13 protein-coding genes and 3 pseudogenes are annotated in these 14258 nt (G+C 38.4%); 7 read left to right on the forward strand and 9 right to left on the reverse strand.

The window, feature by feature from the left end; all coding sequences use genetic code 11:
• Nucleotides 1-555: pseudogene (locus ELQ35_RS00005) on the reverse strand (IS1634 family transposase); the annotation flags it as partial.
• Between the two features lie 16 nt (nt 556-571).
• Nucleotides 572-1154: pseudogene (locus ELQ35_RS23605) on the reverse strand (DUF4277 domain-containing protein).
• A 326-nt stretch (nt 1155-1480) separates the two neighbouring features.
• On the opposite strand from ELQ35_RS23605, the gene ELQ35_RS00020 reads away from it, so the two are divergent.
• The 3 genes and pseudogenes from ELQ35_RS00020 to ELQ35_RS22895 all read left to right on the forward strand — a co-directional run.
• Nucleotides 1481-3178, forward strand: coding sequence for a DUF6044 family protein (locus ELQ35_RS00020; RefSeq protein WP_370873395.1), 1698 nt, complete (start codon nt 1481-1483; stop codon nt 3176-3178).
• Between the two features lie 76 nt (nt 3179-3254).
• Nucleotides 3255-3590, forward strand: coding sequence for a L,D-transpeptidase (locus ELQ35_RS00025; protein ID WP_126862820.1), 336 nt, complete (start codon nt 3255-3257; stop codon nt 3588-3590).
• A gap of 153 nt (nt 3591-3743) precedes the next feature.
• Nucleotides 3744-4065 (forward strand): annotated as a pseudogene (locus ELQ35_RS22895) (IS30 family transposase); the annotation flags it as partial.
• A 565-nt stretch (nt 4066-4630) separates the two neighbouring features.
• Here the strand turns inward: ELQ35_RS22895 and ELQ35_RS00035 are convergent.
• Nucleotides 4631-5272 carry a TVP38/TMEM64 family protein gene (locus tag ELQ35_RS00035; RefSeq protein WP_126862821.1) on the reverse strand — a complete coding sequence of 214 codons (642 nt, stop codon included), beginning with the start codon at nt 5270-5272 and terminating at the stop codon, nt 4631-4633.
• 49 nt (nt 5273-5321) lie between these two features.
• Nucleotides 5322-6470 carry an MGDG synthase family glycosyltransferase gene (locus ELQ35_RS00040; protein ID WP_126862822.1) on the reverse strand — a complete coding sequence of 383 codons (1149 nt, stop codon included), beginning with the start codon at nt 6468-6470 and terminating at the stop codon, nt 5322-5324.
• 169 nt (nt 6471-6639) lie between these two features.
• Here ELQ35_RS00040 and ELQ35_RS00045 point away from each other — a divergent pair, with 169 nt between their 5' ends.
• Nucleotides 6640-7491, forward strand: a complete 852-nt coding sequence (locus ELQ35_RS00045) for a metallophosphoesterase (RefSeq protein WP_126862823.1) — start codon at nt 6640-6642, stop codon at nt 7489-7491.
• Nucleotides 7492-7530: 39 nt separating this feature from the next.
• Here the strand turns inward: ELQ35_RS00045 and ELQ35_RS00050 are convergent, their stop codons facing one another.
• Together ELQ35_RS00050 and ELQ35_RS00055 are read right to left on the reverse strand one after the other, a co-directional pair.
• Nucleotides 7531-8091 carry a YkoP family protein gene (locus ELQ35_RS00050; protein WP_126862824.1) on the reverse strand — a complete coding sequence of 187 codons (561 nt, stop codon included), beginning with the start codon at nt 8089-8091 and terminating at the stop codon, nt 7531-7533.
• A gap of 42 nt (nt 8092-8133) precedes the next feature.
• On the reverse strand, nt 8134-8868 hold the full coding sequence (locus ELQ35_RS00055) for an endonuclease/exonuclease/phosphatase family protein (protein WP_126863141.1): 735 nt from the start codon (nt 8866-8868) through the stop codon (nt 8134-8136).
• A 272-nt stretch (nt 8869-9140) separates the two neighbouring features.
• Between ELQ35_RS00055 and ELQ35_RS23515 the strand changes: the two genes are divergently transcribed.
• The 3 genes from ELQ35_RS23515 to ELQ35_RS00065 all read left to right on the forward strand — a co-directional run bounded on the left by ELQ35_RS23515 (nt 9141) and on the right by ELQ35_RS00065 (nt 11130).
• On the forward strand, nt 9141-9698 hold the full coding sequence (locus tag ELQ35_RS23515) for an alkaline phosphatase family protein (protein WP_307364284.1): 558 nt from the start codon (nt 9141-9143) through the stop codon (nt 9696-9698).
• Between the two features lie 4 nt (nt 9699-9702).
• Nucleotides 9703-10383 carry a hypothetical protein gene (locus ELQ35_RS23520; RefSeq protein ID WP_307364288.1) on the forward strand — a complete coding sequence of 227 codons (681 nt, stop codon included), beginning with the start codon at nt 9703-9705 and terminating at the stop codon, nt 10381-10383.
• Between the two features lie 333 nt (nt 10384-10716).
• Nucleotides 10717-11130, forward strand: coding sequence for a L,D-transpeptidase (locus tag ELQ35_RS00065; protein WP_126862825.1), 414 nt, complete (start codon nt 10717-10719; stop codon nt 11128-11130).
• Here the strand turns inward: ELQ35_RS00065 and ELQ35_RS00070 are convergent.
• From ELQ35_RS00070 to odhB, 3 genes are all read right to left on the reverse strand, one after another.
• A complete protein-coding gene (locus ELQ35_RS00070; protein ID WP_126862826.1) occupies nt 11108-11308 on the reverse strand; it encodes a hypothetical protein in 201 nt (66 codons plus the stop codon). The two genes, ELQ35_RS00065 and ELQ35_RS00070, sit on opposite strands and share 23 nt — an antisense overlap.
• Before the next feature lie 825 nt (nt 11309-12133).
• Nucleotides 12134-12481: a hypothetical protein gene (locus ELQ35_RS00075; RefSeq protein ID WP_126862827.1), complete on the reverse strand. Its 348-nt coding sequence runs from the start codon at nt 12479-12481 to the stop codon at nt 12134-12136.
• A 484-nt stretch (nt 12482-12965) separates the two neighbouring features.
• Nucleotides 12966-14258, reverse strand: coding sequence for a 2-oxoglutarate dehydrogenase complex dihydrolipoyllysine-residue succinyltransferase (gene odhB, locus ELQ35_RS00080; protein WP_126862828.1), 1293 nt, complete (start codon nt 14256-14258; stop codon nt 12966-12968).

A 14258-nucleotide genomic window follows, 5' to 3' on the forward strand; every position in this document is an offset into this window, starting at 1 on the left:
CATGTCCACAGGGGCTGTCACCGTCTTTGAAGGCCGTCCCGGGCGTCGCTTTACTTTTTCCATCCGCTTCACTTCACCGGTGAGTCGATGGTATTTGAGTCGGGTAGCCACATGTTGTTCCAATTGGGCGGCGGCGGCGTCTTCGTGGCAATGGTACTCGATCCCACTCCAAGTTTTGATGGATTTTTCGATCTTCGATCCTTCGTTGGACACGTCACGATTTATTTTCTTCTGCTTCCGCTGATCCAAGGCGGATGAGTGCACCACGGCGAACCGATAGGTTCGATCATACAATTCAGTGTTCATTCCTTGAATTCGGTAGATGGCCGAATTCTTCTTGTCAGAGAGCGTACCAACTTGAGCCCAGTCGGCTTCGTTTTCAAAGGCCGTCTCTTTTAATTTTTTGCATAAGCCGAAGTTTTCCGGGAAACGGCTAATGAACGGGCGATCGCTGAAGATTTTTAGATTTTCTTCCGTAACCATGGCGGAGTCTGCGATGGTGATCATAGATTGAAGCGTTTCTGACGGAAGGAGATCTTTCATCTGAAGGGCCATGTCTCCATTCCACTTTTTATCCGATGTGTTTCCATCCATCCATGACATCGGCGAAGATCGGGAAGCCCTGAACGCTGCCCAAGCCAAACATCAGCTGTTTTAAATCCGGTCGGCGCTCCTTACTGTGTCCGAAGGTAATCCGGAGAGAGTCCTCTTCAGAATATGCTGTCTCATAGGCTCCCTGGAGGGAGAGACTCGTCGTATCAAAATGGGCTTGGTCAAGGAGAATCCCTTCCTTCTCCAGAGCTTCAAAGGCAATGCCGTGATAAATGCCTGGAAGATCACTCTTGGCGAGCTTTTCCAAAGCCCGCCCCAAGCGGTCATCGTTAAAGTCATCGGCTTGCCAAGACTTGTCAAATAGATTGGAAATGTCCACACTTTTATAAAAATCATTGACACGATAAAGGGGTTCCCGCTTTTACCAACAGGTTAATGACCAATGCTTTAATGGCTTCACCGGGGGACATTTCAGCCCGGTTTGGATCCCAGGAAACACGGTCGTTAATATGCTTCACCACATTCAGTTCATCGCAAAAATGAGCAATGACGGAGGAAGAACGGGCATAGATTATTTGAGCTTCCTCAATTGTAATGGACATGCAGATCACCTCATTTAGGAAGTTATTCTAAATGATTCGATCCTCGGTTTCTTTAATCCTTTTTTGTGACAATCAATATCAATTTTCGTCAATTTATGACATGCGGAAGATGGGCTACATATTTAAAATAATAGCTATTCATGAATTTAAGTATGCTACAATCCCTACTTGTCATAGAGGAAAGCATAATCATTCTAATGCGGCGTGTGCGAAATCATTCCTGCAACTTCGAATTCATGCCCCCAAAAAAGAATATATTCTTACATAAAATAAAACAATATGTATATCCTTTTAAATTTAATTTCAGTCAGGGGGTGTATGTAGTTTTGCAAATCGAAAAAAATGAGAAAAGACTATTCATCTTTGCTCTTCTTGTGATAGCTTTATATCTCTCACCGCTAATACTTCTTGGTGAAAATGCTCATATCCGTGTACATGATAATTTGGATTCCAATTTGGCCTGGTATAAGGTGCTGAAAGAAAGCAATGAAATCTTTGGTTCCATTAACTCGAGACTCCCGCAAATAAGTAATGGAATGCCGAGAAATACATTCAGTACTGAGTTCAGCGTTATTGTTTGGCTGTATACCCTGTTCCCAACCATGGCTGCCTACACTATTAGCCAGGCACTTACAAGAGTCATTGCTTTTCTTGGAATGTATTTACTTCTTAAAAAGCATTTCCTGCCGGACAAACAATTGGCGTGGATTCGGGTAGGAACATCCCTGGCCTTTGCCCTGACTCCTTTTTGGCCATCGGGAATGCTCAGCACTCTTGGGATGCCACTTGCTCTCTGGGCATTTTTAAATATACGAATTGGTGAAAGACACTGGAGAAACTATCTGGTACTTACTTTGCTGCCGCTGTATTCGAGCATCGTGCTCGGCTTTTTCTTTTTTCTCTTTGCTATGGGAGTTTTGTGGGTAACAGATATTATCAGGGGGAAAGGCTGGAATTTAAGATTTTTTCTATCAATTGTTTATATGACGCTAATTTTTTGTCTCGTTGAGTACCGCCTGGTGTTTTCATTCATTTTCGATTTTGAACCAAACAGCAGGGATGAGTATTTTCATGCAAAATTACCCCTTTGGAGGGTAATCCGGTTGATCGTTCGAAACTTTGTCCTGGGTCATGTGCATGTCATGACTGTCCATGCTCTTGTCATCCTTCCAATTACTGTTTTTACCTTTTATGTCATTATTACAAAAAAACTGTGGAGACAAGAAAAAGTTTTTGTATTTTTGTTTGCGTTGAACTTTATCCTTTCAACATGGTACGCCTTTTGGTTTTATGAAGGCTGGCTTCCTTTAACTGAAAGGTTTCATTTTTTGGATACTTTCAACTTTGCCAGGTTTCACTTTTTAAGACCGATGATTATCTATGTTAGCTTTGCCCTTGCGTTAAGAATCATTTTTACCTATTGTGAATTCACAAAAAGAACATTATCCATTTTTATGGCAGCCCAAATTCTTTTATTAGCGGCCTTTAATGAAGAAATTATCAATCAAAATTCGCCATCTGTAAAAGAGTTTTATGCAGAAAGGCTTTTTCAGAATATTAAAGAGCATATAGCACTTCCCCAAGAAGATTACCGCGTTGCAAATATCGGCATTCATCCGGCAATTGCCCAATTTAACGGGTTTTACACACTGGATACATATAATAATTTTTATCCGTTAAGTTATAAACACCAATTTCGGAAAATTATTGAAAATGAATTGACCAAGAGTAAAGCGATTCGGATCTATTTTGATGAATGGGGCGGACGATGCTACATCTTTACCTCGGAGCTGGGGAAGCATTACATGTATAAAAAGGATTCCAAGAAAAGGCTGAAGAATCTTGAACTAAATATGGAACCGTTTAAAAAACTTGGCGGCAAATATATTTTCTCAGCTGTGCCGATTGATAATGCAACAGAGAATCATTTAAAGCTTGATAAAATTTTTACAGAAAAAAGTGCCGCATGGAAAATCTATTTATATAAAGTCATGGAGGATGAAGGTAGCAAAAAAACACTTTAAATCCCAACCTTCAAATTGATGGCAAAAATAATAAGACTTCATACCATAAATGTATCGACAATATGGAGATGATCTTATGGTTAAATGGATTGACGTATCTACAAGCAAACGTCAATTAAAACTTTATGATGCCAGCAGGTTGTTAAAGACATACCCAATTGCTGTTGGGAAAATATTAACCCCAACACCTAGTGGAAACTATAAAATAATCAATAAACAACCCAATCCTGGAGGCCCGTTCGGAGTGCTATGGATGGGTTTGTCAAAACCTCATTACGGGATACACGGTACTAACAATCCTTCTTCGATTGGTAAAATTGTGTCACGCGGCTGTATTAGAATGCATAACCATCAAGTTTTAGAACTTTCATCTTTGGTTCCTATAGGAACAAACGTTTATATTCATAAGTAAGATTTTAATAAAAAGGTTAATTGTAACTATGGCTCAGGCTCATTCTACCACAACAAAACGCACTTTTAAACACCTCAGCGAAACAGAGAGAGGCGAAATCTCTGCTTATCAGAAATCAGGGCTAACAGGGCCATTCTCCTGTCTTATGAAGATAAGATGCCACAGGTATTCAAAAGCATCACCGCGGACAACGGGTCTGAATTTAGTGGCCTGGCAGGACTGGGAACAGACAAAGAAATCGTTGTCTACTTTTCACACCCTTACGCCTCCTATGAGCGTGGAACCAACGAGCGACACAACGGGCTCATTCGCCGATTCATCAAGAAAGGACAACTGATTCACCGATGACAAGATTGAGCAAGTAGAATCCTGGCTTAATCAGCTGCCAAGGAAAATCCTAGACTATCAGACACCGGATGAGGCGTTCGCGCAATGTTTGGAGCCTAAACAGAATAGGTTTGGGTATGCATTGTAAATATTCTTGTTCTTTACGTGTAATCATGACTGCTTCTTTAATTCCCTGTGCATACTGTAAGATGATCAAAAGGATAACCCTTTACGCTCCACCTTTTTTCCTTCTTTTCTTCCAACGTTGGAATCTTCCTTTCTGCTGTCTGATCCTACTTCTTCATTCAGCGAAAATGTGGGACTAATTTGTTTTGGCAATCAGTCGTAAGAATCTAGCATCTTCTATTCCTTTAGTCAGAGTTTCCATTAGTTGTTTGATTTGTTGCTCTGCCCAAATCTCGAGACCCAGGGTATTGCGAAACTGACTGTAATATTGAGGTTGATAATAAGACATGTGATTATGATAGGGAGGCACCTTTTACCCTTTCTTATATTGAGTATATTCAGTTTTATCTTATGTTCCTCAATAATTCCAAGGACTAGACAATTGCCTATCTACCCCAAAATTTAATTTTAGTAAATGATTATACCATAAAAAACTAATGAAGAAATAAGTAATAGAAAGTGTAATATATGCTGGCTTATTTAAATAGTATACCGAAATAATAATCAATGGAGAAACATTTGGTTACTCATTGGATTTTTTTCAGTTTTATATGGGATTGTCTGTTGAACCACGTTTTATAAAACAAAATAATGATTGTAAGGAAAATCAAGTATATGGCAGCTCCTGCAAAAAATTTAGGCAACGATGACAGAATATACCCTCCGCTATACGCCACAAATAGCGTAGGGGGTACTTTTCCGATTGCAGTCGCAGAGATATAAGTCAGAAAAGCCATGCCGGTTACACCTGAATATATATTAACCACTGGCGGAGGAATAACAGGGACTATTCTAGCAATAAAAATGGCAATAAAACCATTTTTCTCGATCATTTGGTGAAACTTATCGATTCCTTTAAACTTTTTCAAATGGACATTAAAAAAACCAGTCAAAAAATAGCGCGCAAGCAAAAAATAGATGAAAGATGCAGCTACGCTTCCAAACCAGTTGATCATTGACCCGGTAAACAGTCCATATTTAGCGCCCATAAGGGCCGAAAATAAAGTAAAAGGAATAATCGGGATTGTTGCAATAATCGCTGAGAATAGAAACATAAGGGGAAGATGAGTTTTGTCATTTTCCTGAATCCAATGCAGAATCTGTTCTCTATTTATAAAACCGATAAAGATGACCAACAAGTAACCGACTATAATAAACCATTTTTTCATCTCTTAACTCCCTGAGTAACTGATAATAATAAGAAGAGCTTGTCTTATATTAAAGATTTCTTGCATACAATAATTCCTCAATGATTTGCGATGGAATTTTCTCGATAATGTTATGATGATATTCGTTAATCCTGTCTTGATAACTTTCGAGAAGGGTGTTGCTCTGAAAGAAAGGATATAATTGATCCTCTAATGATTGATTGTCATTTTTCCACTGCTTCAATTGAAAGATAAGCCCTGATTTTTCAAGCATCTGCACATTGATTTCTTCTTGTCCCGGCAATGCATGATAGATAAAAATTAGTTTTCGTTTAAACAGGCATTCACTTATTGTAACACCGCCAGGTTTCGTCACGATCGCGTCCATTTTGTCGTAGAGTTCATTCATTTTTTCTCTGCTCTCAATATACCCAATCGGAGTAATGTTGTTTTTTTGCAGGTTTGTTATCATTTGATATAAAGCTTGATTTGTACCGCACAACACATAAAAATGAAAACTTTTATTGGTTCCTATTTTCTTAACTAAATCGTTGATTGCTCCTACGCCTAGATTTCCTCCGGTAATTAAAATGGATAAAGGAGAAAAAGCAGCAACGGGTTTTGAATGATCTGCCTGTTTGTTAATTTTATGATGGATGGGAATGCCGGTTAAAAAAATTTGGCCTTCTTTTAATCCTTTTTGCTGCAAAAAATCTTTCATGTGATTTGTGGGAACGAAGTGGTAATCGATATGTTGTATCCCCCAGACACTATGAATGAAATAATCGGTATATACATTGATAACTGGTACGCTTATCTCTTTTTTTTCCTTTAAATAATTTAACATATAGGATGGAAGGCCATGGGTGCATACAATGACATCCGGTTTTTTCTCCGATAACAGTTTTCTCATATATCGTAAAAACAAAATTTCATAAAGCCTAAATCGTTTTTTCTCATCGACGTTTTTATAGACACTGCTGCGGTATACCCGGCTGTATAGCCCTGGAAAAGCATGAATCCATTTAAGATAAGTATTCGACACCAGTGCTTCCACTTTGCCAAAACTATAGGAAAGAATATCAACCTTTTCACATTTTATATAAGGTTGATTTTTCTGTATCCCGTCCATTAATGCTTTTGCAACCTGATGATGGCCTGATGGAATTTGTAAAAAAGGTAAGAACAATATGGTTTTATTTGCTGATTGTTGCTCCATTCGTCACCTCTACTAGAATTAATACTGATTGCCTCTTTATTAATTTTCTTTATTTTTGTTTTTCCTATTCTTACTAATGTATAGGTAATAATACCCATATCATAAGTGCCATCAATTACCGTAAGAATAAAGAGATTTTTCATGTATAATCTTAGTGGGGGTGAAACAAATGAAAATACTATTATTTACAGCTTTATTTATGCTCCTGCTTTATTTAATTAATCGGGCATATAAGAATACAAAGGATATCGTGATCAATAGAATAGAAATAAATCCAAATCAGGGACTCGGGACTAATCCCGTATTAAATATATTGCAGCTTTCAGATCTGCATCTTGAAAACATCTCTATTTCCCCGGCTGAGCTTTATGAAAAGTTGAAAAACGAAAAGATTGATTTGATTGCCTTGACAGGTGACTTCCTCGACCGTAAACGTACGATCCCAAAGCTTGCTCCATATTTAAAAGTGTTAAATCAATTAAATGCTAAACATGGCATGTACGCTGTATTCGGTAATCATGATTATGTTTTACGCGGAGATAATTTTCAACAGCTAAAAGAAACACTGGAACATCACGGCTGCACAGTTATGCAAAATGAAAGCACAGTCATTCATGTGAATGGACTACCGGTAAACATTATAGGTATCGATGATTTCAGTACGGGACGCAGTAATTTGACGGCATCTTATGCAGGCATGCACAACGGAACGAATTTAGTGTTAACCCATGACCCTAATATTGTCCTTCATATGGATAAAAACCATTTTGACTACTTGTTAGCAGGCCATTTCCATGGCGGGCAGATTTGTTATCCAAAAGCGTATCACCTTGTGAAAATGGGGAAACTCGTAAAAATGAACATTATTAAAGGAATGCACATGCAGGATGGAAAACCTTTTTATATTAATGAGGGACTGGGCCAAACCGGAGTAAACATCCGTATTGGGAGCCGGCCTGAGATCACATTGCACCAATTATCAGTATCATCAGCTGAAAAACAATCATTATCTGCAATGTAAGGACTGTTAACGTTTTTGTTAACAGTCCTTTTTATTTCTCTATATCTTATATAGTTCCGATAATTTATCTTTGGACATAAATAAATAACCGGGTGGAGACTGTTTCAGTATTGTTTTGATTGAAGGTCCTTTGGCAGAAAGGAACATAATCGGTAAAAAGGTTGCCCACTTAAGCCATTTATAAACCGGATGAGATATGCCTATTACTTCAAAACCGAGACGTTCACAGCATTTGTTTAAAGAGGTGATACCGATGATCCCTTTTATTTCATGGTAATTCTTATGATTTCTAATATATAATTCAATCCCTGGCAATGACCTTTGAACGCTTTGATAAATGATTTTCCCTTTTCTTATTTCACTGTTAATATGCTTTAATTCATTCAACAATCTCACATTATGCAAGTGAATTTTGACTAATGTATCATTTCTCTTAATATAGGTACCGTCTGAGAGCATGACATCCCTCCCCTTATAGCATGTAAGACGAACCCTGAAAATATTGTCCATTGAATGCATATCATGAAGATAAGTAAGCCGGGTAAATCTGTAGTATAACGGGTCAAAAAAGTTCCAAATCGATAAAAAATACCCTCTCATAATTCTACTTCCTTTAGTTTTTTTTGTTTAAAATAATCCATGCTATACTAATTTTAATGTCGCCATTAATGGTAAATGGTCTGATGCTTTCTTGTCTAAAGTAATTACTTTTGATTCTATTGCCTTCATTTCTTTAGTAACAAAAATATAGTCCAGTCTTCTAAATGGACGCGTGGATGGAAATGTATAACCTCGTTGATTTCCGCGATTATGTTCTGTCCATACGTCAGTTAAACTTTGCGTAACTTTTCTCCAGGTTCTTGACTGAGGACTCATATTCCAGTCCCCCATAACAAAGGCAGGACCTTCACATTTGACAATTTCATTTAGGATAAAAGTTGATTGTTTTTTATGAAGAAAAGGTGCAAGGCTTAGATGGGTAACAAAAGCTGTTACTTCCTGCTGTCCCACATTCACTTTGGCTTCCAGCAATGCCCGGTTTTCCATTACCCTGGGTAAAAAATCAAAGGGATGATTATGAGATTTGACTATGGGAAAACGTGAAAGCAATGCATTTCCAAATTGGCGGTGGTTCTTCGTTCCTAGAGTTTCGATGGTAACGGCAGGGCCGTATACATATTCCATATTCAACTCGTTTGCCAAATAAAGCGCCTGATCCATAAAATTACTTCTTTCCGAGAAATATCTATCTACTTCATTTAAGCCAATAATATCCGCATTAGTGGTTTTGATGATGTTACTAATTCGTTGTAAATTTAATTTTCTATCTACCCCTCTTCCTTGGTGTATATTAAAAGTCAAAACCTTTAGATGCATGTTGCCCACCTACTTTGCTCCTTGTCGGAAAATGAACTCTCGGGTCGTGAAAAATTTCTTCTATATCTTTTCCTGGCTTGAAAACTTTATAATTGCCATTTCCTCCTAAGTAAAAATCAAGCTGTTGCATATTTTACAGGGCATACAAAGTCTCCCGAAGTATTGGAGCAACTTAAAGTAATTCAAAAAGTTATCATGAAATCTTTATTTTAAGAAAACATTATAGGGGATAGAGATAATTCACAGGAGACCATTGAGAAGGGTGAATAGAATTGGCAAATATAATCAATCAAAATGAGTTACATGAAAAGCCGGTCATCATGCTAGTGGTCGATACCTTAATGGATTCACCTTTGCAAGAAGCTGTAAAAACTGGTAGGGCTCCTGCGTTGAAGTTTTTAATGGATAAGGGACAATACTTTCCAGATCTGGTTGCTCCCTTTCCGACTATGTCAGTGAACGTGGATACGACCCTTCTCACAGGAACTTATTGTAATGAGCATGGTCTGCCCGGTTTAGTCTGGTTCAATAAAAAAGAAAAACGCCTTATTAATTATGGCAGCCATTACCGGGAGCTATGGAAGCTTGGACTCGGACAAGCGATAGAGGATTTATTGTTCAATTTGAATGAGAGGCATATTAGTCATAAAGTAGTAACCATACATGAGGAGTTAGAGAATAGGGGCAGGAAATCCGCCTCGATCAATGCACTAGTTTATCGGGGTAATACATCATACCATTTAAAATTGCCAAAATTACTAACAGGGTTCACAAAAATAAAAAAAAACCGTACAACCAAAGCTTCTAAATTTGTATGGCTCGTGGGATAAAGCATTGGAACAAAATAAATGGATCACATTAGGGGATAATGGTCAGGCCTGGGTAGGCTCCAAACGCAAGGAAGCCATTATTGATTTGCGAAAATCGCTTAGTTCGTATCGAATTATGAAATTAAGGAAAGGGTTAGTCGCAACCGATCAAATTGTGCTCGCAGTTAATGATAGAATGGCTTATATTTACACATTTGATCTAACGAATGTACCACTTCATGATCTTGCACGAATATTGCAAAAGGATAAGCGAATCGATGTAATCGCATGGAAAAAAGGCCAACAAATCGAGGTAAGATCAGGGGAACTCGAGGGTGAGTTTCTCTTTCAACCAGATGGTGAGTATTATGATCAGTATGGGCAATCATGGTCTCTTAATGGTGACGAAAATTTATTAAATCTCACGTTATGCGATAGGGAAATAAAATATGGGGTTTACCCAGATGCCTTAGCCAGAATACATAGCAGTTTATATTCTCATGAAGGTGATTTTCTGATTGTAAGCGCCAAACCAGGTCATGAAATAATTGGGGAAGGGTCGCCGACCCATGTTGGGGGCGCAGGACATGGAGGTTTGCACGAACAAGATACCTTAGTCCCAATGATCATAACAGGTACCGACTCAAATCCTTCCCATTTACGAATGGTCGATTTAAAGAAATGGATTTTATCATTAATTGAATGAAGCACTTACATGGGTTGCTACTATTATGTATCGGCGTAATTTTTCTACTGAAGAATCGAACGAATAATTCCAGGTCGTGATACATTGGCGAAAAAACAGGAACTCAGATAACTGGAAACTAAACCGGTTAATTTTGTTTAAAATAGGTTTATTCTCTGATTAACGGATCTTATGCGACTGATTCCCTCTTCCAGTTCAAGACCACAAGGATAGTTTTAAGTACTACTTTTTCTTTTCGAATATTTGAAACACTCTAAATCGCGACCTTCAAATTGATGGCAAAAATAATAAGACTTCATACCATAAATGTATCGACAATATGGAGATGATCTTATGGTGAAATGGATTGATGTATCTACAAGCAAACGTCAATTAAAACTTTATGATGCCAGCAGGCTGTTAAAGACATACCCAATTGCTGTTGAGAAAATATTAACCCCAACACCTAGTGGAAACTATAAAATAATCAATAAACAACCCAATCCTGGAGGCCCGTTCGGAGTGCTATGGATGGGTTTGTCAAAACCTCATTACGGGATACACGGTACTAACAATCCTTCTTCGATTGGTAAAATTGTGTCACGCGGCTGTATTAGAATGCATAACCATCAAGTTTTAGAACTTTCATCTTTGGTTCCTATAGGAACAAACGTTTATACACGAAAAAAAGATGGTGCTAGGTTACAAACGATTTCTAAATATGCGTATGACCTCGTTAGCAACATCAGCCTAAAACATTTGACCTAAATTGAACTGTTCCTACCTCGTTTCCTTCTTCATCAATAAGGAGATGTCCATGAACCTTAATTAACTTGTTAAACATTTCCTGCATGTTACTGGCTATAATAACAACAGGTTCAAGTTGCCCTGACGCTCCGTTGACAACTACAGTGTACCTATTTCTTTTCTTGTGTACTAAAACCATAAGAAGAATATCCTCCTTTATTACAGTGTGTCTTATCTTCTAATTATAAAGGTTAACAGCAAACAGTAGTGTTAATTCGTCATACAAAAATTGACAGAAAGCGTGCGGAAATTGTCAGACAAAATCGGTATATTTGAATTCAACTTGTAAAAACGTCCATTAATGATATGTTAATTTGCTAACAGATCGGGAATTAAAGAAGTTAAATTATAAAGTGTAAGGCATCCGAATAAGGGTGTTTTTTTCATGGCAAAAGGGACTCCCCCTCTGCTTGTAGTTCCTCATTGAAGAAGATATGTATAAAATTGTAATATTCGAGTTTAAGTAAAATGTCAGTGAATACACCCAATTAAACAAAAACCAGCAACCACGGTACCCAAGATGGTCCCTTGTCTGCAAAGATGTTATCATGTCCTCGCCATCCGACAATACATGTATATGTAATTATCGCTTCTAATATCACGAGTTTCGGAATGTTCAACTAGTAAGGAATAGCCTAAAAAGCGTTATAATCGGTTGTTTAGGATTATGCGGTAAAAACCCTTGTTCACTACAGACAACCCTTCCGAAACTTTTTCTAATTCTGAGATAGGTTGCGAAGTATTGCGGTTATTGCTTTATGCCGTTCCAAACTGGGTTGGAGTCCATAATTCGAAGGGTAAATATCTTTAAAACACATTGTAAATTTTCCCAATAGATTGGTTAAAGAATATAAGGAGTGTTCTTTACCTGAAACAAATGATGCAGTATCGTCCTACTGACGACATAAAAAAGCCAGTAAAACTGATGCTGACTTTTGGTTTTATTTTTTTTCTCACTTTGAGCTTAGAGATCAACGTCAACGTCCTGGTCTTGATCCGTCTCTTGATCTTGTTCTGAATCTTGATCCTGGTCAGCTTCCGCATCTGCGTTCGAACGGGAATTTGAACGTACGCGAGCGTTTGAATCAGAATCTACATCGATATCAAGATCGATTTTGGAGTTACCTGAGTTGCAGATTTTCGCAATGTTCTTATTTTTGTCTTCGTTTTTCACTTTATTTTCGGAATCAACTTGATTATCATTGTCAATGTCTATATCATTATCAAAATCATTCTCTACTGCATCAAAGCGAACATCTGCTTTAGCATTAGAACCGCCGTTACCTCTACTCTTGCCATTACTTTTATCCATTGAAGTTCCTCCTTTCTTTTTTTATAAGACCACTATATTCAGATTCTAAAATTAGGAATGGACGAACAATATAGGGTAATTGTGTAATTTTATTTATATCTACTTTGAAAATATAGTCCTTCTGACCGCGAAAATTTTCCGTATAAAATAGTTCGTTCTTTAGTAGAATGTTTATTGAAGTTAAATTTGAGTAGCTAAACCCCTGCTTAGCTATTCTCCAACCCCATTTAACTTCAAAAAAGTCGTCACTTTTATAATTTTGTCGTCTGTTTTCTAGTTTTATCGCCACTTAACGTAAATTTCAAAAATAGCTCTTAAATCCGGTTAATCGCTCATATAAACTGTAATTCTTTATCTCATTATATATAGATATAAAATTCCCGATCCGGTCAAAAATCAAAAAGTCCAAAACTGGAGCATCTACATTTATTAGCCATGAAAAAACCCCTGTCTGCATGCAGACAGGGGTTCAACACTGATTTAATCAGCCTTCTAATAATAATTGTTCCGGATCTTCAAGCAATGCTTTTAAGGTTACAAGGAAACCGACTGCTTCTTTTCCGTCAACGATGCGGTGGTCATAAGATAATGCGAGATACATCATCGGTCTGTTTTCCATTTTTTCGTTGTCGATGGCAACCGGCCGTACCTGGATTTTGTGCATTCCGAGAATACCGACTTGCGGTGCGTTCAAGATTGGGGTGGAAAGCAATGATCCAAATGTTCCACCGTTCGTGATTGTAAAAGTGCCGCCCTGAAGGTCAGAAAGTGCTAATTTATTGTTTCGCGCTTTAACAGCAAGATCGCCAATTGAGCGTTCAATATCTGCGAATCCTTTTCTGTCAGCATCTCTGACAACCGGTACTACTAATCCTTCCTCAGTAGAAACGGCTACTCCGATATCGTAGAAATTTTTCTTAACGATCTCGGTACCCTGGATCTCGGCATTCAATAACGGATATTTCTTGAGTGCTCCGATGACCGCTTTTGTAAAGAATGACATAAAGCCAAGCTTCACTTCGTGTTGTTTAAAGAAGCCATCTTTACGGCGCTTACGCAATTCCATGATTGCCGTCATATCTACTTCGTTAAAGGTTGTGAGCATAGCAGCCGTTTGTTGTACCTCAACCAGGCGTTTTGCGATGGTTTGGCGGCGGCGTGACATTTTAATTACTTCTACTCTGCCGTCTTCCCCGGCAGGCGCAGCTGCCGCAGGTTTAGCAGGCTGTGCGGAAGGGGCTGCCTTCTGCTGAGCTGGCGCCTTGCTTGCTGCCTCCACGTCTTGCTTGCGTACTCTGCCAAGAGGGTCCGTAACAGCAATCTCGCTTAAATCAATTCCCTTTTCACGTGCAAGCTTTCTGGCAGCCGGGGAAGCGATCGTTTTTTGTCCGTTTGAATTTTCCACTTCTTCTTTCGCTTCAGCTTGTTTAGTATCACTTGGTGCCGGTGCAGCCTTTTCTGCCGCTTTAGGTGCTTTTTCCTGTTGAGCTGGTTCTGCTTGCTTTGGGGCTTCCGCCTGAGGAGCCGCTCCACCTGCTGTGCCGCTTTCATCTACAACTGCAATTGCCTGTCCAACTTGAACCGTATCTCCTTCTTCAGCAAGAAGTTCCTTTATTGTACCTGAATGATCAGAGATGATTTCAACATTTACTTTATCTGTTTCAAGTTCAAGGATATAGTCGCCTTTTTCTACATGTTCGCCAGCTTGTTTCAACCATTGGGCGACGGTTCCTTCGGATATCGATTCCGCTAATTCTGGCACTTTTACTTCAGCCAT

It is taken from the genome of Peribacillus cavernae, assembly GCF_003989135.1.
Lineage (GTDB): Bacteria > Bacillota > Bacilli > Bacillales > DSM-1321 > Peribacillus > Peribacillus cavernae.

Bases quoted from the DNA above. Each gene is read 5' to 3' on its own strand.
- ELQ35_RS00025 (WP_126862820.1), top strand. From the start codon at position 3,255: ATGGTTAAATGGATTGACGTATCTACAAGCAAACGTCAATTAAAACTT.
- ELQ35_RS00035 (WP_126862821.1), bottom strand. From the start codon at position 5,272: ATGAAAAAATGGTTTATTATAGTCGGTTACTTGTTGGTCATCTTTATC.
- ELQ35_RS00040 (WP_126862822.1), bottom strand. From the start codon at position 6,470: ATGGAGCAACAATCAGCAAATAAAACCATATTGTTCTTACCTTTTTTA.
- ELQ35_RS00045 (WP_126862823.1), top strand. From the start codon at position 6,640: ATGAAAATACTATTATTTACAGCTTTATTTATGCTCCTGCTTTATTTA.
- ELQ35_RS00050 (WP_126862824.1), bottom strand. From the start codon at position 8,091: ATGAGAGGGTATTTTTTATCGATTTGGAACTTTTTTGACCCGTTATAC.
- ELQ35_RS00055 (WP_126863141.1), bottom strand. From the start codon at position 8,868: ATGCATCTAAAGGTTTTGACTTTTAATATACACCAAGGAAGAGGGGTA.
- ELQ35_RS00065 (WP_126862825.1), top strand. From the start codon at position 10,717: ATGGTGAAATGGATTGATGTATCTACAAGCAAACGTCAATTAAAACTT.
- ELQ35_RS00070 (WP_126862826.1), bottom strand. From the start codon at position 11,308: ATGGTTTTAGTACACAAGAAAAGAAATAGGTACACTGTAGTTGTCAAC.
- ELQ35_RS00075 (WP_126862827.1), bottom strand. From the start codon at position 12,481: ATGGATAAAAGTAATGGCAAGAGTAGAGGTAACGGCGGTTCTAATGCT.
- odhB (WP_126862828.1), bottom strand. From the start codon at position 14,258: ATGGCTGAAGTAAAAGTGCCAGAATTAGCGGAATCGATATCCGAAGGA.